Here is a 21091-nt window from a genome sequence, read left to right as displayed (position 1 = left end):
AGCGAAGCATGCCCCAGCGCAGACTGGGGTCGAACCATCGGACGCCCTCTCCCCGGCGACAGGGGTGGCCCTGTGCGCATCCCTCCGCCATCTTCATTCCAAAGGCCCCACACGAGAGAGGCCAATGGAGGAAGCATGACAGAGCGTAAGAAAGTCCTCATTGCGGGCGCGACCGGCGTCGTCGGCCTTGCCGCGATGAAGCATTTCGCCAACCAGTGCATCAAAACGGTCGCGATCAGCCGCCGCACACCGCGTGAGACCTATGGCGCGGCCCATATCAGCCTCGACCTGATGGACGCTGATGCCTGCGCCGCCTTCGCGCGCGAGCACGGCGACGTCACCCACCTCGTCTATGCGGCGCTGTTCGAGAAGCCCGGCCTCATCGCTGGCTGGCGCGAAACCGACCAGATCGACACCAATGACGCGATGCTGCGCAATCTGATGCAGCCGCTGCTGGAGAGCGCGAAGTCCCTCCGCCATGTCTCCATCCTTCAGGGCACCAAGGCCTATGGCGCGCACATCCGCCCCATTGAGACCCCCGCGCGAGAGGACCGCTCCGAAGTCGAGCACGAGAATTTCTACTGGAAGCAGGAGGCCTATCTTCGCGAGGCGGCCAAGGGTGCGAGCTGGTCATGGAGCACCTTCCGGCCTCAGATCATCTTTGGTGAGGCAACCGGCGCGGCCATGAACCTCATCCCCGCCATCGGCGCCTATGGTGCGCTCCTGAAAGAGAAGGGCGAGCCGCTCCACTTTCCGGGCGGCGCGCACACTGTCCTCGAAGCCGCCGATGCCGACCTCGTCGCCCGCGCCATCGCCTGGGCAGGCGAAAGTGATGCTGCAGCGAACCAGATCTTCAACGTCACCAATGGTGATGTCTTTACCTGGCGCGGCGTCTGGCCCGCCATTGCGGCCGCGCTCGGCATGGAAGTCGGTGAAGAACGCCCGATGCGGGCGGGCGTCTGGCTCGAAAGTCAGTCAGACGCGTGGGCGACCCTCGCCAGAAAACATGGTCTCACCGAACCGGACCTCAAAGCCCTGCTCGGCGAGTCTCATCACTATATCGACTTCACCATGGCCTCCGGCCTTGAAGGCCAGCTGCCGCCCGCCATCGTCTCGACGATCAAGCTTCGCCAGTCAGGCTTCACCGAGGTGATCGACACCGAAGCCATGTTCGCCAAATGGTTCGCCTGGTCTCAGGAGGCGGGTTACCTGCCCAGACCGCAATAGCCGCATGGTGAGCGAAGTCGAACCACGCGGCCGGTTCAAACCCTAGCGGATGCGCGTCCACACCGTTGTCCGGCAGAGCGGGCGCACGACGCAGCCCTGAAGCTCAAGCTCATTGGCTGATGTCAGCTTGATCGTCCCCGAATAGGTCTTGCCGTCTACCGGATTATAGAGCTTGCCGCCGCTCCAGCGTTCCGGACCGCCCGAAAACCCGGTCAGCATGGTCACGCCTTTCAGCGGACGGTCCCGCAGCGCGCGGTCATTGTTTTCAACGTCTTTCGCATCTGCCGACGCCTTGATCGCATTCGAGGTCAGCAGCGTGCCGCACATAGACGCGCCGCAGGGTGCAATCTCGACTTCGGCGCCATTTGTCCCCGTATTCCAGACGCCGGCGATGCCTTGCGCAAAAGCTGGCGCACCTGCCGCAGCAAAAGCGATGCAAACGAGTGCTCTCTTCATATATGTTCCCCTTCAAGAAGGGGCTGTATTACGCCCCAGCACCCCACCGCTAGGGCGAATTTGCTAGAAAATGACTAATTCCAGCCAGCCTGAACGCCTCCTCACCCGGACGCAGCTTGGCTGGCGCGACCCTGTCGACGCATTCGCGCCCCTGAAAGACACGCCCTTCGCACTCCTGCTGAATGGCGGCAGTGGAAGGTGGAGCTACATCTGCGCAAATCCGATGCGTACGCTGCATGTTGCGGCCGCTGACGGACCGGGCGATCTTGATGTCGCGAGAGACGCCATGGCGTCCATGCCATTCAAGCGACCGGAAGACGCGCCGCCCTTCTGCGGTGGCTGGGCCGGCCTCTTTTCCTATGAATATGGCCGCGCCCTTCTGCCGAAACTGGGCGACGGGGCCGACCGCGACGCATGGCCTGATATCGCCCTTGGTCTTTATAATGAACTCATCGCTTTCGATCACGACACGCAGAGGGTGGAGCACTGTTATTGGCGTTGGGACGATAATAAAGACCCGAAACTCCTAGGTCTGTTTGGCGAACCGAATTCCGACGCCGCCCTGAATTCCCCATTAGCAACTACAGTAACAGCGCGGCTGCCGCGCGCAGAATATGAAGCCCGCCTCGCCCGCACTGTAGACTATGTCCATGCTGGTGACTGCTTCCAGTCTAACATCTCCCAGCGTTTCGATTTTGAACTCAACGCAGGCGCCCACCCATTCGACCTGACGCGCCGCCTTGCCACATCCAGCCGCGCTCCGTTCTCAGCCTATTTCCGGCTACCCGGCCTGGCGCTCGCCTCCAACTCCCCTGAACGCTTCCTTCAGATCGCCGTCCAGCAAGACGGCGCTCTCAGAGCCATCACGCAACCCATCAAGGGCACGCGCCCGCGCGGCCAGACCGAGGCGGAAGACCACGCCCTTGCCAATGAGCTTCTCTCCTCAGAAAAAGATCTCGCCGAGAATTTGATGATCGTGGACCTGATGCGAAACGATCTCTCGCGCATTTCGACACCCGGCAGTGTCCACGTGCCGAAGCTCCAGGCACTCGAGACTTATGCCAATGTCCACCACCTCGTCTCCACGATCGAAGCGACGCTCGCGCCAGGGCGGGATGCCTTTGACGTCATAAAGGCCGCATTCCCGGGTGGGTCAGTCACGGGCGCGCCCAAAATCCGGGCAATGCAGATCATCGAAGAGCTCGAAGATGAGGCGCGCGGCCCCTATTGCGGGTCGCTCGCATGGATCAGCCCGGACGGCGCCATGGATTCCTCTATCCTGATACGGACGGTCGCCTTCGAGGAAGCAGAAGACGGCGGCTGGCGGGGGCATTTTCGATCAGGCGGCGGAATCGTTGCGGACTCGGTGCCCGCAGAAGAGTATATTGAAACGCTCGACAAGGCCCGCGCCATCAGGGCTGCCCTCGAGCAGGAGTAGCGTATGGATATCGCCTTTCTGGGAACAGAGCGTCAGGCAAAGCCTGTCGTATCGGTCCGCGACCGCGGTTTCCTGCTGGGCGACGGGTGTTTTGAGACACTCTGCGTCACGGGCGGCGAAATCGAAGGCGCGGATGAGCATATCGCCCTGCTTCACCGGTCTGCCCGAACCCTGTCCATATCCGGCTATCCCGGCGACGAGGCACTGCTCGGTGCGCTGAACGAAGCCGTAAGCAAGACGACGGGTGACGCATCGCTTCGTATCACACTCAGCCGAGGCGCAGGCGGCCGGGGCGCCGACGCTGGGGACGCCGATCCCCTCACCGTGATCAGCCTGTTTCCCATGACGCAGTCGCGGCCCTATCCACCGCTCACAGCCATCACCTCCTCGATCCGGCGCAATGAAACCTCGCCCATCAGCCAGATCAAATCGACCAATTATGCCGACAATCTCGTCGCGCGGCGCGAGGCAGAAGCGGCTGGCGCAGGCGAAGCCCTGCTTCTCAATACGCGGGGTCGCCCGGCATGCTTCGCGATGGCCAATCTCTTCCTGGTCCAGCCAGACGGGACATGGGTGACCCCGCCGCCATCGGAAGGTGCGCGTCCCGGCTATATGCGCGGCCGGGTCATGGCGAAGCTTGCAGAGCGCGATACGCCCTGCGTAGAGCGCCCGATAGAAGCTGAAGAACTCACCGTTCCGAATGGCCGGATATTTGCAACGAACAGCCTGTGGGGGCTCAGACTTGTCGCAAGTCTGGATACTGCCGCGTGTAGAGTCTCTTCAACTCATCCGGGGGCTGAGCGTTGAAAACAGAGGCACTGGAACTGGAACCGGCGAGGGACCCTTTGGCTGATCACGCTGTCATCTACGCAATTGGCGACGTCCATGGCGAGCTGGCGCGGCTGGAAGCCCTGCATAAAAAGATCGTCGACCATCACCTGAAACACCATGCCGACAAGTGGCTGAAGCTTGTCCACCTCGGCGACTATGTCGACCGCGGCCCAGATAGCGCAGGCGTGATAGATCTGCTTCGTGAACTGGAAGAGCGCACGAACATCATCGTCGTGAACCTGCGCGGCAATCATGAGCAGATGATGCTGGACGCCGCCGATGAAAGATATGGCGACTCGCGCCTGCACTGGCTCAGCAATGGCGGCGACGCCACCCTGCACAGCTATATAAGGCGCGGCACGAACAACCCGCCCGAAGACCACGTCGAATGGGTCCGGACCCTGCCGACCCTTCATCTGGAAGAAGATCGCCATCTCGTCTTTGTGCATGGCGGCGTGGACCCGTCCACTTTCCCGCATTGCGGGGCACAGACGCATATGTGGACGCGCTCACAGCGTTTCTTTGAAACCGAAGGCTGGGAAGACAGCCAGCTTGCGGGCTGGACGGTCATTCATGGCCATACGCCGACAGACGACGCCTCTCCCGAACTCGCGGGCGACCCGCCCTGCCGCTTCAACCTCGACACGGGCGCCGTCTATGGCGGCCGACTGACTGCAGGCGTGTTTGCGCCCGGGGTCACGACACCCGAATTTATCTTCGCCTGATCACAGGCGAACGCAAACTCTCCCTTGCCGGGGCGGAACAAATCAGGAAAACAGGAAGAGCCTGTTAACCCGAATGGTGGTTTTTCGCCTCCTATGTCCGAAACCCTTCGCATCCTCGGTATCGATCCCGGCCTTCGCCATACAGGCTGGGGTGTGATCGAACAGACAGGCTCCCGGCTCAGTCATATCGCCCACGGCGTCATCCGCATCGATCCGGCCTTGAGCCTCGCGGCCCGTCTTGGCGGCATCTTTGAATCCATCAACCTGCTTGCTGCGGAATACCGACCGCAGATTGGCGGGGTTGAAGAGACGTTGGTCAACGCCAACCCCCGCTCTGCGCTGAAGCTCGGCCAGGCGCGCGGCGTTGCCATGGCGGCGCTGCATGGCGCGGGCCTTGAGGTCTTCGAATTCTCGCCGCGCACGATCAAACTCGCCGTCGTCGGAACCGGAGCCGCGGACAAGACGCAGGTCGGCTTCATGGTCGCGCGGCTACTGCCAAAGGCTGGCAAGCTGCCATCTGATGCGGCCGACGCACTGGCCTGCGCCATCTGCACCGCACATCATGCACGGATGCCAGCCCAGCTGCGCGCAAGGGGGGCGGCATGATTATCGGGCGTCTGAGAGGTGAAATAGCGACGGTCGGGACCGACAGCGTGATGATCGACATTGGCGGCGTTGGCTATGTCGCGCTCGCGGGGGCGCGGCTGCTCTCTCGCCTGTCACCGGGCGACAAGGCTGAGTTGCATATAGAGACCCGGGTTACCGAAAGCTCGATCACCCTTTTTGCGTTCGAAAGCGATGAGGCGCGCGCCTGGTTCGTGCGCCTGCAGGATGTACCGGGCGTCGCCGGTAAATCGGCTATGGCCATCATGGATGCCGTCTCGCCGGCAGAACTGATGGACGCGCTCGCCATGGGTGATGCCGCAACGATCTCGCGCGCCAAGGGCGTCGGCAAGAAACTTGCCGAACGCATCATTGGCGAGCTCTCAGGCAAACCTCCACCAATGGGCCGGTTTGGCGCGTTCACACAGCATACGTCCACAAAAGAAACTGAGACCCAGATGCCAGCTGCTGCGGGTAGTCGCAGCGAAGCCGTCTCGGCTCTCGTCAATCTTGGGTACGCGCAGGCCGATGCATCCAAGGCCGTGCTCGCTGCGTCCAGAAATAATCCTGAGGCTGACACCTCCGCCCTCATCCGCGCTGGCCTGAAAGAGCTTGCACCCTCATGAGCCGGGACGGAAGCCTCACTGATCCTGAACGCCAGTCCGGCGAAGCACTGGACCGCGCCCTCCGGCCGCAGTCCTTCGAGGACTATGTCGGCCAGGACGCGATCAAATCGAATTTGAAAGTCTATGTTGACGCCGCCAAGGCGCGCGGTGAGGCACTTGATCATGTCCTGCTCTTTGGCCCGCCCGGCCTCGGCAAGACAACGCTTGCTCAGATCGTCTCGAAAGAGCTGGGTGTAGGTTTCAGATCCACGTCAGGCCCGGTCATCGCAAAGGCGGGCGACCTCGCAGCCATCCTGACCAACCTCGAAGCCAACGACGTTCTCTTCATCGACGAGATTCACCGCCTGCCGCCTGCGGTGGAGGAGATCCTCTATCCAGCCATGGAAGACTACGCGCTCGACATCGTTATCGGCGAAGGCCCATCGGCGCGCTCTGTCCGGCTCGATCTTGCGCCCTTCACCCTCGTTGGCGCGACCACCCGGGCCGGCCTGCTCGCCAATCCGCTTCGGGACCGGTTCGGCATTCCGATGCGCCTCGACTTCTATAGCCCGGACCATCTCTCCCGCATCATCATGGCGGCGGCGCGAAAACTGTCGGCAAACATTTCAGAAGACGGCGCTCTCGAAATCGCAACGCGCGCCCGCGGCACGCCGCGAATTGCGATCCGGCTGTTACGCCGTGTGCGCGATTTTGCCGAGGCCGAAGGCGCGTCCATCGACAAGGCCGCCGCGTCCCGCGCGCTTTCACGTCTCGAAATCGATCAGGACGGGCTCGACGCGCTCGATCGGCGCTATCTTGAAGCATTGGTGCGCACCTATGCGGGCGGGCCGGTCGGGGCAGATACGCTGGCAGCGGCCCTCTCAGAGGCCCGGGACGCCGTCGAGGACATGATCGAACCCTTCCTGATGCAGAAAGGCTATATCGCCCGCACGCCGCGCGGCCGGATTGCCGCTCCGCTCGCCTATGAGCGGCTCGGCCTGTCGCCGCCAGACAGCGGCCAGCAGACCGGGCTGTTCAACGGGGACTGATCGGAACATGCCGCTCTTGCCCATCGAATATCATGAGCTCGTACGGGTGATCGTCATCTATATGTACGGCCTCGGCGCGGGCGGCGCGTGGATCGCAGCGATCGCGTCCCCCAACACCTCGTACGACAAGCTCGACCCGGCGCGGGCCGATACGCATATCCGCGCGCTGCTGCGCACGGCATCGGCGCAAATCGCCGTGGTTCTCCTACTCACTGCAGGTCTCGCAGCGCTCATCGCCTATTACATGTCGGCGCTGTTCGCTGTCATTGCCGCTGCCGGCTTCATCTCCAACCGCCTCATCCTGTCGAGACGCTCGACCGAAGGCCGCGTCAGGGACCGCAGGCAAGCGCGCCGCGTCATCGCGGTCGGCCTGACCCTCGTCTTCATGCTGGCAATTCTGATCGCGATGATTTTCGCGGTGCAGCGGCTCTAGTTCGATATCAGCCACATCAGCTGCATCGAATGGAGACGCAGCAACGCCTCATAGGACTTTTTCGCCGCCTTCCGCGCCACATGTGCCGCCAGCCAGCGCGCAACAGCACCAAGCGCGAGGCTGAGCGCCATGCCCGGCAGGAACATCCACCAGCCGATGAGGAAACTTCCCATCACGGCCAGCATGACGAATACGACTGACATTGCGTCGGCGAGCTTGATCCAGATTGGTGCATTGCGCCCAAATGGCGCGAGCAGCTCTGGATTACGGTGCAGCGCCTCTGCATCAATGGCCCAGACCGGGCCGCCGCGCTTGGCAAGCTTGGCGATGCGCGTCGGCGCTCCGTTCTTGTGAGGATTTGGCGCTACTGCAAGGAACATCGTCTTCAGACCACTTTCTGTGCCGGTCTTGAACGATTTGCAATTTCGATACCGGGCGAGAGGTGCCCCTACCCGCAGAGTTCAGCCCGCCCGCGCCTTTATCGACAGGGCATGCAGGCCGCTATCGAACTCATCCTTGAGGGCTGAATTCACTGCCCGCTGCATCTCCACCCGGCTCTTTCCCTGAAAGGCTGGTGAGACAATCTCCACATTATAATGAGTCTCGCCTTCCGGGCGGGCGCCCGCATGACCTGCATGTTTTGCGCTGTCATCGCGGACGTGCAGCTCGCTAGGTGCAAAAAGCTGCGTCAATCTCGCGCGAATCCGCTCTGATCTGTTTGTCAATTCTGGCCTCGTTAACTCGTTCGACCTATGTTGCCTGACCCATGGCAGATGCATTTTCATACCGCGTCAAGTTCACCGACATAAGGGTGAAGCCTCCGAAGGAGGAGCAAGAGCGCCAGAAAGCCGTCGAGACGCGTGAGTGTCATCGCGACGACTGCGACCTGGCAGGTGATCACCCCGCGCCGAAGCCGAGAGGCCTCGAGGGCGTCTACTGGTTCTGCCAGAAGCATGCGGGTGAATATAACCGCAACTATGACTTCTTTGCCGGCATGTCCGATGCTGAGCTCGAAGCCTTTAATGAGATGGCCCGTCACGGTTTCCAGAAGACCTGGAAGTTCGGCACGGGTCCGATGGGCAAGGGCAAGGCCGCTGCTGCACACGATCCGCGCCGCTGGCGTGGCAAGGAATTCTTCGAAGAGAATGCCGAGGCCCGTCAGGCTCGCCGCAAGGAACAGCAGTCGGCTGGCGTTACGGCGCAAGCCCTCGCTGAGCTTGATCTAGAGGCCGGGGCAACGGCCAGCGAGATCCGCGTGCGCTACAGCGAATACATCCGCAAGTTCCACCCGGATTCCAATGGCGGCGACCGCTCGACTGAGCATATGCTTGCCCGCGTCCTTCGCGCAGGCAAGACGCTCAAGGCGGCCGGCATGATGAAGGCCTAGGCGAGAAAGCCGGGCCTCCAGAACCCAGTCATGGCCTTCGACGTCTCTATAATAACGCTCTTTCCGGAAGCGTTTCCGGGCATGCTCGATGTCTCTATATTGGGGCGCGCGCGTGAGCAGGGCATCTGGTCCCTCGAGACGACAGACCTTCGCACCTTCGGCCTCGGCAAGCATCGCCAGGTCGATGACAAACCCGCAGGCGGCGGCGCGGGTCTCGTCATCCGGCCCGATGTGGCCGCAGCTGCAATCGACAGTATTGATCGCAAAGGCCGCGAGCTCATCTATCTCAGCCCGCGCGGGGAGCCTTTCTCACAAAAGCTCGCCCATGAATTTGCGAGCGGGCCGGGCCTCATCTGCTTTTGCGGCCGGTTCGAAGGACTGGACGAACGCGTCATTACCCAGCGCGGCATGAGAGAAGTGTCGCTTGGCGATTTTGTCCTCGCGGGCGGGGAAGTCGCAGCGCAGGCTATTATAGAAGCAACGCTCCGGCTGCTGCCGGGTGTAGCCGGGAATGAAACCTCGATCGAGGATGAGAGTTTCTCGGCCGGGCTGCTTGAATATCCGCAATATACCCTGCCGCGGACATGGGAAGACCAGCCGACGCCGGACGTGCTTTTGTCGGGTGATCACAGCAAGGTCGACCAATGGCGGCTCAACCGCAGTAAACTGTTGACAGAAGGGCGCCGTCCCGATTTATGGGCCGCTTACCTCAACGGGCATAGAATACGAGCGTCGGAGACGGACGATGAACATGATTGAACAGCTCGAAGCTGAAGAAGTGGCACGCGTCACTTCAGGCAAGGAAATCCCGGATTTCTCTCCTGGCGATACCGTGTCTGTGAATGTGCGCATTCGCGAAGGCGACCGTGAACGCGTCCAGCGTTTCGAAGGCGTCTGCATCGCACGCGCCGGCAAAGGCGTGAACGAGAACTTCACGGTCCGCAAGATTTCCTTCGGTGAAGGTGTCGAGCGCGTTTTCCCGGTCGTCTCCCCGATGATCGAGAGCATTGAAGTCAAGCGCAAGGGCCGCGTGCGCCGTGCGAAGCTTTACTACCTGCGCAACCTGCGCGGTAAGTCTGCACGTATCGCAGAGCGCACCTCCGGCCACGGCATGGAGACCACCGAGGTCACCGTGTCCAAGACCGAGCGCAAGCGTCAGCGCGTCGAGCAGAAAGCTGCCCGCCGTGAGCAGGCTGCAAAGGATCGCGCAGAGGCGGAAGAAGCCAAGCGCAAGGCCGCAGAAGCTGAAGCAGCGGCCGCCGAGGCAGAAGCTGCAGCCGCTGAAAATGATGCGGCAGAGGGCGAAAGCACCTCCGAGCAGTAGAATTTCCTAAAATTTGGTAATTTTTAGACCCCGCAACGAAAGTTGCGGGGTTTTTGTGTTCTGGCTGCAACACTTTTCGCGTATACCCCCGTAACACTACGGCATATGGCTTGCAAAGCTGTGGACAAGCAGGCCGCGAAAGCCACAAATTCCTCTTCTGGGACAGTGTTTTTCAAGGACTTGCTCGCGTGCGAAGGGAATCTAGTTGGTTTCAAGATTACCGTTTCGTATACGAAATGAGCGACGTCATAATTTATGGCGTATCAACAACGGTCCCGAGGGCATTCGGGCAACTTGAATATCCTTTAGTTGGCCGGTGGGGTCAGAAATGGGGAAGGTGGAATGAAACTTAGCAAGAAACTGATGGTGGGTGTCGTTGCCTTGGCTGCACTCCCCCTCGCTGCCCACGCCGATGGCGAAGCGGGCACATGGGACAATGAAGCGGTTGGAGAGCGTTACTCTTCAGCTGGTTCCGCAACCGACGAACGCGTCCTCACAGATGCTCAGGTTCGTGAAATCATCCAGCAAAGCGGCACGTCCGGCGGCGCTGATGTTCGCTACCTCGGTGGTGAGCAGCAGGCGATCGACAGCGTTCTCTGCTGTGAAAACGTCGAAGAGCGCGTGACCGAGAACACCGAGTTCGAAGAAACGACGACCTATTTTGACGCCGTGACCCGCCGCGAGATTGTCCAGCCGGTCGAGCGCACGCTCATCCAGCCGATCGAGCGCCGCATTGTTCGCCCACGCGTCGAAGAAGTGACCGAAGACACGGTATATGAGGAAGAGTACCTTCCAGTCCGTGTTGAGCAGGACGAAGTTCCTGCCGTCCAGGAAAACATCACCACGGACGTGACCGAAGAATATGTCGAGGAAGCAACCGAGACTTATTACGACGTCGTGACCCGCCGTGAGATCACCCAGCCGATCGAACGCACCACGATCGTTCCGGTCCAGCGCCGCATCACGCGTCCTCGCACCGAGACGATCACCGCTGACACCCGTTACGAGACGGTCCGCGCACCGGTTCGTGTCGAGCAGGACGAAGTTCCACAGGTCATCGAGAACGTTGTTCAGGATCTGACGGAAGTCACCCGCGATGAGTACACCGACACCTATGTCGATGCTGTCACCCGCCGCGACGTGTACCAGCCAGTCGTCCGCACGATGATCCAGCCGGTTGAGCGCCGTATCCTCCGCGGTACGACTGAAACCGTCACCGCAGCGACCCGCTACGAAGAAGAGCGTCTTCCAGTTCGCGTCGAAACGGAACAGGCACCACAGATCACCGAGCAGATCATTCCGCAGGTGACCGAGCGTACCGTCCTCGAAGTTGAAGACGTCTATGTCGACCAGGTTACGCGCAATGTGGTCCAGCCGGTTGTTGTCACGACGATCCAGCCAATCGAGCGCCGCGTGCTTCGTCCGCAGACCGAAACCATCGTCCGCGACACGATCTATCAGGAAGAGTATCTTCCAGGCCGCGTCGAAGCTGAGCCAATTCCTCAGACCCAGGTGAACTACATCCCGCAGGTCACCGAGGAGTATCGCGAAGAGTACACCGAATCCTATTTCGAAGCGGTGACCCAGCGTAACGTGATCCAGCCGGTCGAGCGTCGTATCGTCCAGCCGATCGAATACCGCCGCGTCCGTGGCCAGGTTGAGACCGTCGTCGCACCGACCCGTTATGAGACGCAGCGCGCTTCTCTGGTGGTCCTGAACGTCGGCCCAGGTTGCCCTTGCTAGGTCAAGCCTGAACCAGAAACACCCGGAACGGGCCAGCTCGATGAGCTGGCCCTTTTCTTTTGCCTGATATTGCAATGGCCGACGTGGCGGACGGTCTTGTCATCCCCTGCCCCACATGGTCTTTTGCGGCGCAGCAGGAGGCCGCTCTGACATGCCGGGCAAGACACTTTACGACAAGATCTGGGACGCCCACCTCGTGGACACCGACGCCGCGAGTGGCGACGCGCTCATCTATATCGATCTCCACCTCATTCATGAGGTAACGACCCCGCAGGCCTTTTCCGGCCTGAAGGCAAACGGGCGTAAGGTGCGCCGGCCTGAACTCACCCTCGCGGTCGCAGATCATAACACACCGACGGAAAACCAGGCGGCCGGTCTGGATGGCGTGCGCGATGAAGCGGCTCGCAACCAGCTTTCTGCGCTCTCGCGCAATGTCGCCGAGCATGGCATCGAATTTTACCCGATGGGCGATGTCCGCAACGGCATCGTTCACGTTGTCGGCCCTGAACAGGGACGTACCCAACCCGGCATGACCATTGTCTGCGGAGACAGCCACACATCGACGCATGGCGCTTTCGGCGCGCTTGCCCATGGCATCGGCACATCAGAGGTCGAGCACGTCCTCGCGACGCAAACGCTCCGCACCCGGAAGTCGCGCAATATGGCAATTGAGGTCAGCGGCCAGCTCAAAGAAGGCGTCACCGCCAAGGATCTCGCCCTCCACCTAATTTCAATCATTGGTACGGCGGGCGGCACAGGCCATGTGATGGAGTATCGCGGCGAAGCGGTTCGCGCGCTTTCCATGGAAGGGCGAATGACGCTCTGCAACCTCTCGATCGAGGGCGGCGCACGCGCTGGTCTGATCGCGCCAGATGACACCACATACGCCTACATGAAAGGTCGGCCCGCAGCCCCCAAAGCCGGGGCTTGGGATGTCGCTAAGTCTTATTGGGAGACCCTCTATTCCGATGATGACGCCCAGTGGGATCGCATCGTCGAAATTCGCGGCGAAGACGTCGAGCCAACCGTCACCTGGGGGACCAGTCCTGAGCAGGCAATTCCTCTCTCGGGAAATACGCCGGACCCCGCCATCATTACAGATCCCGTCCGGAAGGCAGCCATCGAACGCGCACTCCATTATATGGACCTTGCTCCGGGCGCGCCTATCGCCGGCACGCCAGTCCAGCGCGTCTTTATCGGCTCTTGTACCAATTCGCGTATCGAAGATTTGCGGGAGGCTGCGCGCGTCGCTTCCGGGTCGAAGGTCGCCGACAACGTTCGGGCCATGGTCGTTCCGGGCTCCGGGCTTGTGCGGGCGCAGGCCGAAGCAGAAGGTCTGGACCGCGTCTTCATAGAAGCCGGTTTCGAATGGCGTGAGCCGGGCTGCTCCATGTGTCTCGGCATGAACCCCGACATCCTCGCCCCGGGCGAGCGCTGCGCCTCAACCTCGAACCGCAACTTCGAAGGTCGCCAGGGCCGCGGCGGTCGCACTCACCTGATGAGCCCCACCCTCGCCGCCCGCGCCGCGATTACCGGCGTGATCGGGTAGGCCTCGCCATACCAGCGGCGCTTTTTCTTGCGCTTGCCGCAGGGGCCACCTAATCCTCTTGGTTAATAGAGTACAAAAAAGCTCATAACTTCGGAGGAAACCATGAAACGTACAGCACTTGCCCTTGCGGCCATGTCGATCTGCGCCGCGCCAGCTTTTGCGGGCTCGATCACGATCAAGTTCGATAGCGACAGCGGAAATGATCAGGAAGCCGTCTTCCACGATGATGGCACGATGACATCTGCGGCCGGGAACGGCACCTACACCTATGACGAAGCCTCCTCGAAAATGTGTATCGAGAGCGACGCCTATAATGGCTGCCTGACCTTCGCAGATCCGGGCAATGAAGTTGGCCACGCCTCCGCCTATACCGGCGACAACGGCGCGAGCGGCACCGCGACCGTGATCGCGGCAGAGGAATAGGCAATCCATGTCTGGTGCCGGCCCGCTGACCGCGATCGACCACCTGGTTCTCCTTTGCGGTGACATAGAGACCGGCACCAAAGCCTACACAGACCTTCTCGGACGCGCGCCAGACTGGCGCGCTACCTCAGGCGGCGCAGCGACCTCGCTTTTCCGCGTCGACAATACCGCACTTGAACTTATGGCCCCCGATGGCGACGCGGGCGCACCCCCGCGCCTGCGAGAGCTGATTGCCGCCGGGGCCACCCTTACCAGTCTCGCCTTTCGCACAGATGACATCGCCGAGGCTCACAGGCTTTTCACCCGGCGCGGCCTCCAACCCGATGCCATACAGCCCGGGGAGAGCACGCATCTGGAAACTGGGGCACACCGGAACTGGAAGCGGTTTCGGTGCAGCGACGACGCCGTGGCTGGCATCAAGACCTTTGTCATGCAGCCCGAATTCGACAGTATCGTGGCAAACGTGGATGGAGCTTGCGTCTACTCTCTGGACCATGTGGTGATCAACACGCCCAATCCTGACCGCGCCGCCGCCACCTATGGTGCGAGGCTTGGGCTCGACCTTCGCCTCGACCGCACGGCAGAGCAATGGAAGACGCGCTTCCTCTTCTTCCGCACCGGCGGCCTGACCCTCGAAATTATCAACCGGCTGGACGAGACAGCAGACCCTGCCGACAATGATCACATCTGGGGCCTCACCTGGACCGTTCGCGACATTGAGGCGGCGCATGCCCGTCTGGCAAAAGCTGGCATCGAAACCTCTGACGTGCGCAAAGGCCGCAAGCCCGGAACGCAAGTCTTTACCGTAAAGGCCAAGACTCTGGGCGTCCCCACCTTGTTCATCGCCCACTCCAGCGATTAGAACAGGCTCATGAAAGCTTTCACCACGCTCACCTCGACCGCTGCGGCCCTCACTGACAAGGGACGGCTCATGGCGAATGTCGATACGGACATGATCATTCCGAAGCAGTTCCTGAAAACCACGGAACGCGAGGGTCTGTCTACGGGTCTGTTTTATGAACTCAAGACCAAGGCAGACGGTAGTCCTGATCCGGACTTCGTCCTCAACCAGCCTGCGCACCAGAATGCAGGCATTTTGATTGCGGGCGACAATTTTGGCTGTGGTTCATCGCGTGAGCACGCACCGTGGGCGCTGCTGGACCAGGGCATCACCTGCGTTATCGCCCCCTCATTCGCCGACATCTTCCACAATAACTGCTACAAGAACGGCATCCTGCCCATCGCGCTGCCGATCGAGGTCTGTGGGGCGCTCGCGGCCCAGACGGGCGGCGCCAATCATCGCTTCACCGTCGATCTTGTGCAGCAGGTCATCACGACGCCAGATGGGGCCGAGATTTACTTCAATATTGAGCCCGGCCGGAAGCAGAGTCTCTTGGAAGGACTTGATGATATCGGCCAGACGCTTCAGGCCGCATCGTCAATCGATGCCTTCGAAGCGCGCCGCTCACACGAAACACCCTGGCTACCCCGCTCGCGCGCCTGAGCCTTTCTGAAATCACGTAATCTGGCCGCATCTGCGGCCTGTGGAGACGATCCATGAAACAGACCCTGCTTCTCTTGCCTGGCGATGGCATTGGCCCCGAAGTGACCGCAGCCGCCCAGCGCATTTGCCAGCTCGTCGCGCCGGATGTCGCTATTGAAGAGGATCTTGTCGGAGGCGCCTCCATCGACAAGCACGGCGTACCGCTTACGGGCGCTGCGCTCGACCGCGCCAAATCTGTCGACGCGATCCTCCTCGGTGCGGTTGGCGGACCTAAATGGGCCGATGTCGCTCGCGATAAGCGTCCGGAGGCCGGACTTCTGGGCCTGCGCAAGGGTCTGGACGTTTTCGCAAACCTACGCCCCGCCTACTGTTTCGGCGCTCTCGTCGATGCCTCCAGCCTGAAGCGCGACCGCGTCGAAGGCCTCGACATCATGATCGTGCGTGAACTGACTTCGGGCGTCTATTTCGGTGAGCCACGCGGTATCGAAACCGACGCGAACGGTGTGCGCCGCGGCTTCGACATGTCGGTCTACACAGCGCCAGAAGTTGAACGCGTCACGCGCGTCGCGCTGGAGATCGCCCGCGGCCGCGCCGGCCGGGTCTGTTCGGTCGACAAGGCCAATGTCATGGAAAGCGGCCAGTTCTGGCGCCAAGAAGTCACCACAGTCCATAAAACGCATGGAGGCGGCGTTGAGCTGTCCCACATGCTCGCCGATGCCTGCGCAATGGAGCTGGTGCGCGCCCCGAAACAGTTCGACGTCATCCTGGCTGACAATCTGTTCGGCGATCTTCTGTCTGACGCCGCCGCTATGCTGACCGGCTCCATCGGCATGCTGCCATCGGCAAGCCTCGGCACTGAAGGCACGCCAGGCCTGTTTGAACCTGTGCATGGCTCGGCCCCCGACATTGCAGGCCAGGGTATCGCCAATCCATGCGCCGCGATCCTGTCGCTGGAGATGGCGCTACGCTGGTCGCTGGCCCGCCCGGATTCAGCCGACCGGATCATGGCAGCTGTCGGCCGCGCGCTCGAGGCCGGCGCCCGCACGCGCGACCTCGGCGGCGACCTCTCCACCACCGCCATGACCGACGCGATCATCGACTGTCTTTAGGTCTGGTGGGGCAATCCAGTGAGGCGTCACTCTCGATGAGCGCAGCTCATCTGAGAGTCCATCCTCCGAGCTTGCCACTCGCGCACCGTCCAAGGGGATAGGATCCCCAGATGGCTGAAGCCATCGGGGATGACGGATGTGGGAGGACCCACCCCCCTCAACTATAATCCGCAATCCGGCACATCAGCTGGCCGCGAAACTCAAAAAAGCTCGCACCGCGGATCTTGATCGTCTCGCCTGCCTTGCATCCATTTGGCAGATCCACCGCAGCCTTGCCCTCAAACTCGATCTCGGCAGCTGCCCGCCCATCCCCGATGACGAGGCTGATCAGTTTCTGACGGCGATAGGAGAAGGCCCGGCCAGACAGCTCGGCAACTTCGCGCATCTTGTCGCGTCCTTCAAATTTCATCGTCTGCCCGTGATTGGAGATGTTCTCGAACACCACGTCTTCGGTGACGCAGTCGAGCATGCCCTCGATATCGCGCGCATTATAGCTGCGGATATATTGGCCGATCAGGTCTTCGATCACGGTGTTTCACCTCTCATCACAGAGCGATTGCAGCTCCCACCCTGAATCCGCCCCAGTCGTGCACTACATGCCTTTCAAATCAAGGCTGGCGGGGCGCTCTTTCCTTCGAATTGCTGTGATCCGTCCAGCGATCAATCATCTGATTGGACGAAAGCCCGCTTGGCGTTAAATGAGCGGGCATCGCGAAAGGAAAAACTATGGCTATCAAAGTCGCAATCGTTGGCGCCACCGGTAATGTGGGCCGCGAACTTCTCAACATCATGGACGAGCGCGATTTCCCCGCTGCTGAAGTCTATGCCCTCGCCTCGCGCCGCTCGAAAGGCCGCGAAGTGAGCTATGGCGACAAGACCCTGAAATGCGAAGTGCTGGACGATTTTGACTTCTCCAAAGTCGACGTGGTCCTGATGTCGGCTGGCGGCTCCCTGTCGAAAGAATGGGCCGAGAAGATTGGCAAGCAGGGCGCGATCGTCATCGACAACTCGTCTGCCTGGCGCATGGACCCTGACGTCCCGCTCGTTGTGCCGGAAGTGAACGGCGAAGACGTGCTCGGCTATGACAAGAAGATGATCATCGCCAATCCGAACTGCTCCACGGCGCAGCTCGTCATGGCGCTGAAGCCACTGCACGATGCCGCAAAGATCAAGCGCGTCGTCGTCTCGACCTATCAGTCGGTGTCCGGCTCGGGCAAAGCCGGCATGGATGAGCTCTGGAACCAGACCAAGGGCATCTTCGTGAACGATGCGCCAGAGCCTGAAGAATATCCGCGCCAGATCGCTTTCAACGCGATCCCGATGATCGGCTCTTTCCGCGAAGACGGCTTCACCGACGAAGAAGCCAAGATGTGGAACGAGACCCACAAGATGATCGACCCGAACATCAAGCTCACGGTCACCTGCGTACGCGTGCCGGTCTTTGTCGGTCACTCCGAAAGCGTGAACATCGAGTTTGAAGAGGCGATCACGCCCGAACAGGCGCGCGAGGCGCTCCGCAATTTCGATGGCGTCCAGGTCATCGATAACCCCGAAGAAGACCAGTATATCACGCCGGTTGAGTGTAAGGGCGAATGGGACACGTTCGTTTCACGCATCCGCGTCGACAATACGGTCGAGCACGGCCTGTCGCTCTGGGTGGTTGCCGACAACCTCCGCAAGGGTGCAGCTCTCAACACCGTCCAGATCGCTGAAGAGCTGATCAAGCGCGGCGTCCTCGCCGCCTAGACGACACCTCAGCCATGCGGCTTTTGCCGCTGACAGCTTGCCTAAGCCCCGGCTTTGTCCGATCCTTCAGCGATCTGACAAAGCTGGGGTTTTTCATGAAAATCATTGCCGCCACCGGCCTTCTGGCCGCGCTCGCGCTTACCGCCTGCAATCCAAGCATTCCCGAAGAGGCGCATGCCGCCACCGCGCCGGAAGCCGCATCCGCCGAGAAGGTGGAAGCCCATGTCCGCTTCCTCGCCGATGACCTTCTGGAAGGGCGCGAGGCTGGCACACGCGGTTATGACATCGCCGCGCTCTATGTCGCCGAACAGTTCCGCGCCTATGGCCTTCAGCCGGGCGGCGATGAAGACAGCTACATGCAGCAAGTCCCGCTCTTTCGCTATCAGCTCGATCAGGCCGCCCCGCAAAGCCTGACGGTGACGGAAGGCGCCGACCTCCCGCTGGAACTTGGCAGCGACTATCTCATCTCCGCCTCCTCGCAAGTCGAACAGGGCCTCGTCGAAGCGCCAGCCGTGTTCGTTGGCTACGGCTTCATCGCCCCCGATGGCAGCCGGGATGACTTCGACGGCGTCGACCTCGAAGGCAAGATCGCAGTCATCTTCCGCGACGCGCCAAGCGACCTCAACACTGAAGAGCGCGCCCATTATTCCTCGACCAGCTATCAACGCCTGTCTGAAGCTGGCGCGGTCGGCGTCGTGACCCTCTACCACCCTGTCGCGCAGGAGCGTTATTCCTTCGAACGCCGCGCCGCGATGGACCGTATGGGCCGCGCCTCGATGACCTGGGTCGATGCCGACGGCAACGCCCATTCAGGCGCCCCGAACCTGCAGGCCGGCGCCACGATGAGCATTGAAGGCGCAAAAAAGCTGATCGAGGCAGCTGGCCGCGACTATGACGCCCTCGTTGAGGAAACCGTCACCGGCACCCAGCCGTTCGAGCTTGGCCTCACCCTCCGCATCGAAGCCAACAGCACGCATGAAGAGATCACCAGTCCGAACGTCGCTGCCATCCTGCCCGGCACGGATGAGACTCTCGCCGGTGAATATGTCGTCCTCTCAGCTCACCTCGACCATGAGGGCGTCAAGCCGAGCTTCAACCCGAATGAGGACACGCTCTTCAACGGCGCCATGGACAATGCCTCCGGCACCTCGGCCCTTCTGGAAGTCGCCCGCCTCCTCTCGCTCGACCCGCCAAAGCGCAGCGTCGTCTTCGTCGCTGTGACCGCTGAGGAAAAAGGCCTCGTCGGCTCTGACTATTATGCCCGCTTCCCGACCGTCCCGGCCGAAGGCGTGGTTGCCAACGTCAATCTCGACATGCCGATCATGACCTATGAGTTCGACGACGTAGTAGCCTTCGGCACCGAACGCTCCAGCCTCTATGAGCCAGTCAAAGCGGCCGTCGAAGGCGCCGGCCTGACGCTCAGCCCGGACCCGAACCCGGATCTCGGCCTCTTCACGCGCTCAGACCACTATAGCTGGGTGAAACAGGGCGTCCCGGCGACCTATCTGGTGCCCGGCCACGCCAATGGCGGCGGCGAAGCACAGGCGAAATTCCTCGCCGAGGACTATCACCGCCCATCCGACGAGGCCGACCAGCTGAACTTCAACGCGCTGGCCCGCTTTGCTGGCGTCAAAGCCGACATCGCCCGCAGCGTCGCCAATATGGAAGAACGCCCAAGCTGGAATGAAGGCGACTTCTTCGGCGACCTGTTCGCAGAGGGCGGCGAATAGGGCCGCGGCTTTCCGAGCCCAAGCCTAATTCCGCCTTCCCAGCGAAAGCTGGGACCCATGGCGGCTGGGAGGTTCGCTCTCAATCGCCATGGCCCCCACCTGCCGGTGGGGTGACGGCATCGGAACCGATTTCCCGCACCATTTGACAGCACCGCTACGGCCAGGCCGAAGCGGTGTTTTCATTCACGGGCATAAGAGGCATGCGCAATTAGCTGGCCGAAACACAAGATTCAGGTGGCGGCGAACCGCGCGCCGCATTAGGTGCCGCGAATGACGAGCGAACTGCGCCTTGGCCTGACTTGCGGATTCGGCGCCTACCTTATCTGGGGTGGGCTGCCGCTCTATTTCCGTCTGCTCGATCATGTCGGGCCGTTCGAGATGCTGGCTCATCGCATTCTCTGGGGCCTGCCGACCGCGCTGATCTTCATCGCCATCGCCCGGCGCTGGCGGGACCTTCGCGGCGCGCTCACGGCCCGGCGTATGCTGTATCTCTCCATTTCGGCTGGACTGATCGCGACCAACTGGCTGCTCTATATCTGGGCCGTCTCGGCCGAGCGGGTGACCGAGGCGAGCCTTGGCTATTTCATCAATCCGCTGGTGAGCGTGCTTTTGGGCATGATCTTTTTCTCAGAGACGCTCCGCCGCGCCCAATGGGTCGCTATTGCCATTGCGAGCCTCGGCGTCGCCGTTCTCACCTGGGAGCTTGGGCGCCTGCCCTGGGTCTCTCTCGTCCTGTGTTTCAGCTTTGCCGCCTATGGCGCCGTGCGGAAGACGGTAAGTGTCGACAGCCGAATTGGGTTCGCAATCGAGACTGCGCTTCTCTTTCCAGTCGCTTTCATCTGGCTCAGCTGGTTTCAACAGACGCCGGGCGGCGGCTGGATGGGCGATGGTATTGCGCTCGATTGGCTCATTCCACTTGCTGGACCCATCACCGCAGTGCCGCTGATCCTGTTCGCGCTTGCCGCCAAACGGCTGAAGCTCGCAACGATTGGCATGATGCAGTATCTGACGCCGACGCTGCAATTTCTCATCGCTGTCGTGATTTTCCGGGAGCCTTTCGGCCCTGTCGATGCCGTTGCCTTCGGCCTCATCTGGACCGCGCTTGCCGTCTTCACGGTCGACAGCGTCCTGGGCGAACGCAAGGCCCGCCGTCTTGCTCGCGCAGCGCGTCTTGCTGAGTAGCAAAAAAAGACCGGCGAGCCATGATGG

General features: G+C 61.3%; 24 protein-coding genes. 20 read left to right on the top strand and 4 right to left on the bottom strand.

Annotated features, from left to right (window positions below; all coding sequences use genetic code 11):
* Positions 1-135: 135 nt before the first annotated feature.
* Positions 136-1227: an SDR family oxidoreductase gene (locus D1222_RS06525; RefSeq protein ID WP_119453381.1), complete on the top strand. Its 1092-nt coding sequence runs from the start codon at positions 136-138 to the stop codon at positions 1225-1227.
* 42 nt (positions 1228-1269) lie between these two features.
* On the opposite strand, the gene D1222_RS06520 is transcribed toward D1222_RS06525, so the two are convergent.
* Complete coding sequence (locus D1222_RS06520; protein WP_119453380.1) at positions 1270-1683, bottom strand: DUF2147 domain-containing protein; 414 nt, start codon at positions 1681-1683, stop codon at positions 1270-1272.
* Positions 1684-1753: 70 nt separating this feature from the next.
* Here D1222_RS06520 and D1222_RS06515 point away from each other — a divergent pair, with 70 nt between their 5' ends.
* The 7 genes from D1222_RS06515 (at position 1754) to D1222_RS06485 (ending at position 7367) form a co-directional block, all read left to right on the top strand.
* Positions 1754-3121: an anthranilate synthase component I family protein gene (locus D1222_RS06515; protein WP_119453379.1), complete on the top strand. Its 1368-nt coding sequence runs from the start codon at positions 1754-1756 to the stop codon at positions 3119-3121.
* Between the two features lie 3 nt (positions 3122-3124).
* Positions 3125-3928, top strand: a complete 804-nt coding sequence (locus D1222_RS06510; protein WP_119453378.1) for an aminotransferase class IV — start codon at positions 3125-3127, stop codon at positions 3926-3928.
* A 38-nt stretch (positions 3929-3966) separates the two neighbouring features.
* Positions 3967-4677 (top strand): metallophosphoesterase family protein, encoded by a 711-nt coding sequence (locus D1222_RS06505; protein ID WP_182481881.1) that lies wholly within the window; start codon positions 3967-3969, stop codon positions 4675-4677.
* Positions 4678-4770: 93 nt separating this feature from the next.
* A complete protein-coding gene (ruvC, locus tag D1222_RS06500; protein ID WP_119453376.1) occupies positions 4771-5283 on the top strand; it encodes a crossover junction endodeoxyribonuclease RuvC in 513 nt (170 codons plus the stop codon).
* A complete protein-coding gene (gene ruvA, locus D1222_RS06495) occupies positions 5280-5906 on the top strand; it encodes a Holliday junction branch migration protein RuvA (protein WP_119453375.1) in 627 nt (208 codons plus the stop codon). Before ruvC ends, ruvA begins: the two co-directional genes overlap by 4 nt.
* Entirely contained in the window at positions 5903-6934 is a 1032-nt protein-coding gene (gene ruvB / locus D1222_RS06490) for a Holliday junction branch migration DNA helicase RuvB (protein WP_119453374.1), read from the top strand. Before ruvA ends, ruvB begins: the two co-directional genes overlap by 4 nt.
* Before the next feature lie 7 nt (positions 6935-6941).
* Positions 6942-7367 (top strand): hypothetical protein, encoded by a 426-nt coding sequence (locus D1222_RS06485; RefSeq protein WP_119453373.1) that lies wholly within the window; start codon positions 6942-6944, stop codon positions 7365-7367.
* Here D1222_RS06485 and D1222_RS06480 read toward each other — a convergent pair.
* Together D1222_RS06480 and D1222_RS06475 are read right to left on the bottom strand one after the other, a co-directional pair.
* Positions 7364-7747 (bottom strand): hypothetical protein, encoded by a 384-nt coding sequence (locus D1222_RS06480; protein WP_119453372.1) that lies wholly within the window; start codon positions 7745-7747, stop codon positions 7364-7366. The genes D1222_RS06485 and D1222_RS06480 overlap by 4 nt on opposite strands.
* An 81-nt stretch (positions 7748-7828) precedes the next feature.
* A complete protein-coding gene (locus D1222_RS06475) occupies positions 7829-8059 on the bottom strand; it encodes a BolA family protein (RefSeq protein ID WP_119453371.1) in 231 nt (76 codons plus the stop codon).
* A gap of 74 nt (positions 8060-8133) precedes the next feature.
* Between D1222_RS06475 and D1222_RS06470 the strand changes: the two genes are divergently transcribed.
* The 9 genes from D1222_RS06470 to leuB all read left to right on the top strand — a co-directional run bounded on the left by D1222_RS06470 (position 8134) and on the right by leuB (position 16406).
* Positions 8134-8754: a J domain-containing protein gene (locus D1222_RS06470; RefSeq protein WP_119453370.1), complete on the top strand. Its 621-nt coding sequence runs from the start codon at positions 8134-8136 to the stop codon at positions 8752-8754.
* A gap of 30 nt (positions 8755-8784) precedes the next feature.
* Positions 8785-9513, top strand: coding sequence for a tRNA (guanosine(37)-N1)-methyltransferase TrmD (gene trmD / locus D1222_RS06465; protein WP_119453369.1), 729 nt, complete (start codon positions 8785-8787; stop codon positions 9511-9513).
* On the top strand, positions 9500-10078 hold the full coding sequence (rplS, locus tag D1222_RS15960; RefSeq protein ID WP_119453368.1) for a 50S ribosomal protein L19: 579 nt from the start codon (positions 9500-9502) through the stop codon (positions 10076-10078). The genes trmD and rplS overlap by 14 nt, the downstream gene beginning before the upstream one ends.
* 342 nt (positions 10079-10420) lie before the next feature.
* Positions 10421-11821 carry a hypothetical protein gene (locus D1222_RS06455; RefSeq protein WP_147371823.1) on the top strand — a complete coding sequence of 467 codons (1401 nt, stop codon included), beginning with the start codon at positions 10421-10423 and terminating at the stop codon, positions 11819-11821.
* A 151-nt stretch (positions 11822-11972) separates the two neighbouring features.
* Positions 11973-13370: a 3-isopropylmalate dehydratase large subunit gene (leuC, locus tag D1222_RS06450; RefSeq protein ID WP_119453366.1), complete on the top strand. Its 1398-nt coding sequence runs from the start codon at positions 11973-11975 to the stop codon at positions 13368-13370.
* 102 nt (positions 13371-13472) lie between these two features.
* Entirely contained in the window at positions 13473-13793 is a 321-nt protein-coding gene (locus tag D1222_RS06445) for a hypothetical protein (RefSeq protein ID WP_119453365.1), read from the top strand.
* Positions 13794-13800: 7 nt separating this feature from the next.
* Positions 13801-14655, top strand: coding sequence for a VOC family protein (locus D1222_RS06440; RefSeq protein WP_119453364.1), 855 nt, complete (start codon positions 13801-13803; stop codon positions 14653-14655).
* Between the two features lie 9 nt (positions 14656-14664).
* Complete coding sequence (gene leuD, locus D1222_RS06435; protein ID WP_119453363.1) at positions 14665-15297, top strand: 3-isopropylmalate dehydratase small subunit; 633 nt, start codon at positions 14665-14667, stop codon at positions 15295-15297.
* A gap of 53 nt (positions 15298-15350) precedes the next feature.
* A complete protein-coding gene (gene leuB / locus D1222_RS06430; protein ID WP_119453362.1) occupies positions 15351-16406 on the top strand; it encodes a 3-isopropylmalate dehydrogenase in 1056 nt (351 codons plus the stop codon).
* Positions 16407-16563: 157 nt separating this feature from the next.
* Here the strand turns inward: leuB and D1222_RS06425 are convergent, their stop codons facing one another.
* Positions 16564-16935 carry a nuclear transport factor 2 family protein gene (locus D1222_RS06425; RefSeq protein ID WP_119453361.1) on the bottom strand — a complete coding sequence of 124 codons (372 nt, stop codon included), beginning with the start codon at positions 16933-16935 and terminating at the stop codon, positions 16564-16566.
* Between the two features lie 197 nt (positions 16936-17132).
* Between D1222_RS06425 and D1222_RS06420 the strand changes: the two genes are divergently transcribed.
* The 3 genes from D1222_RS06420 (at position 17133) to rarD (ending at position 21064) form a co-directional block, all read left to right on the top strand.
* Positions 17133-18152 carry an aspartate-semialdehyde dehydrogenase gene (locus D1222_RS06420; RefSeq protein ID WP_119453360.1) on the top strand — a complete coding sequence of 340 codons (1020 nt, stop codon included), beginning with the start codon at positions 17133-17135 and terminating at the stop codon, positions 18150-18152.
* Positions 18153-18247: 95 nt separating this feature from the next.
* Positions 18248-19882 carry a M28 family metallopeptidase gene (locus tag D1222_RS06415; protein WP_182481880.1) on the top strand — a complete coding sequence of 545 codons (1635 nt, stop codon included), beginning with the start codon at positions 18248-18250 and terminating at the stop codon, positions 19880-19882.
* Between the two features lie 270 nt (positions 19883-20152).
* Positions 20153-21064: an EamA family transporter RarD gene (gene rarD, locus D1222_RS06410; protein WP_119453358.1), complete on the top strand. Its 912-nt coding sequence runs from the start codon at positions 20153-20155 to the stop codon at positions 21062-21064.
* Positions 21065-21091: the final 27 nt, after the last annotated feature.

Source organism: Henriciella algicola, from assembly GCF_003576245.1.
GTDB classification, from domain to species: domain Bacteria; phylum Pseudomonadota; class Alphaproteobacteria; order Caulobacterales; family Hyphomonadaceae; genus Henriciella; species Henriciella algicola.
The sequence above is the reverse complement of the archived record's forward strand: the minus strand, read 5'-3'. Positions and strand labels throughout refer to the sequence as shown.

What these genes read in the sequence shown, in the direction of transcription:
- D1222_RS06480 (WP_119453372.1), bottom strand. Translation starts at nt 7,747, where the DNA reads ATGTTCCTTGCAGTAGCGCCAAATCCTCACAAGAACGGAGCGCCGACG.
- trmD (WP_119453369.1), top strand. Translation starts at nt 8,785, where the DNA reads ATGGCCTTCGACGTCTCTATAATAACGCTCTTTCCGGAAGCGTTTCCG.
- ruvA (WP_119453375.1), top strand. Translation starts at nt 5,280, where the DNA reads ATGATTATCGGGCGTCTGAGAGGTGAAATAGCGACGGTCGGGACCGAC.
- D1222_RS06510 (WP_119453378.1), top strand. Translation starts at nt 3,125, where the DNA reads ATGGATATCGCCTTTCTGGGAACAGAGCGTCAGGCAAAGCCTGTCGTA.
- ruvC (WP_119453376.1), top strand. Translation starts at nt 4,771, where the DNA reads ATGTCCGAAACCCTTCGCATCCTCGGTATCGATCCCGGCCTTCGCCAT.
- D1222_RS06485 (WP_119453373.1), top strand. Translation starts at nt 6,942, where the DNA reads ATGCCGCTCTTGCCCATCGAATATCATGAGCTCGTACGGGTGATCGTC.
- D1222_RS06440 (WP_119453364.1), top strand. Translation starts at nt 13,801, where the DNA reads ATGTCTGGTGCCGGCCCGCTGACCGCGATCGACCACCTGGTTCTCCTT.
- D1222_RS06420 (WP_119453360.1), top strand. Translation starts at nt 17,133, where the DNA reads ATGGCTATCAAAGTCGCAATCGTTGGCGCCACCGGTAATGTGGGCCGC.
- rarD (WP_119453358.1), top strand. Translation starts at nt 20,153, where the DNA reads ATGACGAGCGAACTGCGCCTTGGCCTGACTTGCGGATTCGGCGCCTAC.
- ruvB (WP_119453374.1), top strand. Translation starts at nt 5,903, where the DNA reads ATGAGCCGGGACGGAAGCCTCACTGATCCTGAACGCCAGTCCGGCGAA.
- D1222_RS06455 (WP_147371823.1), top strand. Translation starts at nt 10,421, where the DNA reads ATGAAACTTAGCAAGAAACTGATGGTGGGTGTCGTTGCCTTGGCTGCA.
- D1222_RS06415 (WP_182481880.1), top strand. Translation starts at nt 18,248, where the DNA reads ATGAAAATCATTGCCGCCACCGGCCTTCTGGCCGCGCTCGCGCTTACC.
- leuB (WP_119453362.1), top strand. Translation starts at nt 15,351, where the DNA reads ATGAAACAGACCCTGCTTCTCTTGCCTGGCGATGGCATTGGCCCCGAA.
- leuD (WP_119453363.1), top strand. Translation starts at nt 14,665, where the DNA reads ATGAAAGCTTTCACCACGCTCACCTCGACCGCTGCGGCCCTCACTGAC.
- D1222_RS06515 (WP_119453379.1), top strand. Translation starts at nt 1,754, where the DNA reads ATGACTAATTCCAGCCAGCCTGAACGCCTCCTCACCCGGACGCAGCTT.
- D1222_RS06525 (WP_119453381.1), top strand. Translation starts at nt 136, where the DNA reads ATGACAGAGCGTAAGAAAGTCCTCATTGCGGGCGCGACCGGCGTCGTC.
- rplS (WP_119453368.1), top strand. Translation starts at nt 9,500, where the DNA reads ATGAACATGATTGAACAGCTCGAAGCTGAAGAAGTGGCACGCGTCACT.
- D1222_RS06445 (WP_119453365.1), top strand. Translation starts at nt 13,473, where the DNA reads ATGAAACGTACAGCACTTGCCCTTGCGGCCATGTCGATCTGCGCCGCG.
- leuC (WP_119453366.1), top strand. Translation starts at nt 11,973, where the DNA reads ATGCCGGGCAAGACACTTTACGACAAGATCTGGGACGCCCACCTCGTG.
- D1222_RS06470 (WP_119453370.1), top strand. Translation starts at nt 8,134, where the DNA reads ATGGCAGATGCATTTTCATACCGCGTCAAGTTCACCGACATAAGGGTG.
- D1222_RS06520 (WP_119453380.1), bottom strand. Translation starts at nt 1,683, where the DNA reads ATGAAGAGAGCACTCGTTTGCATCGCTTTTGCTGCGGCAGGTGCGCCA.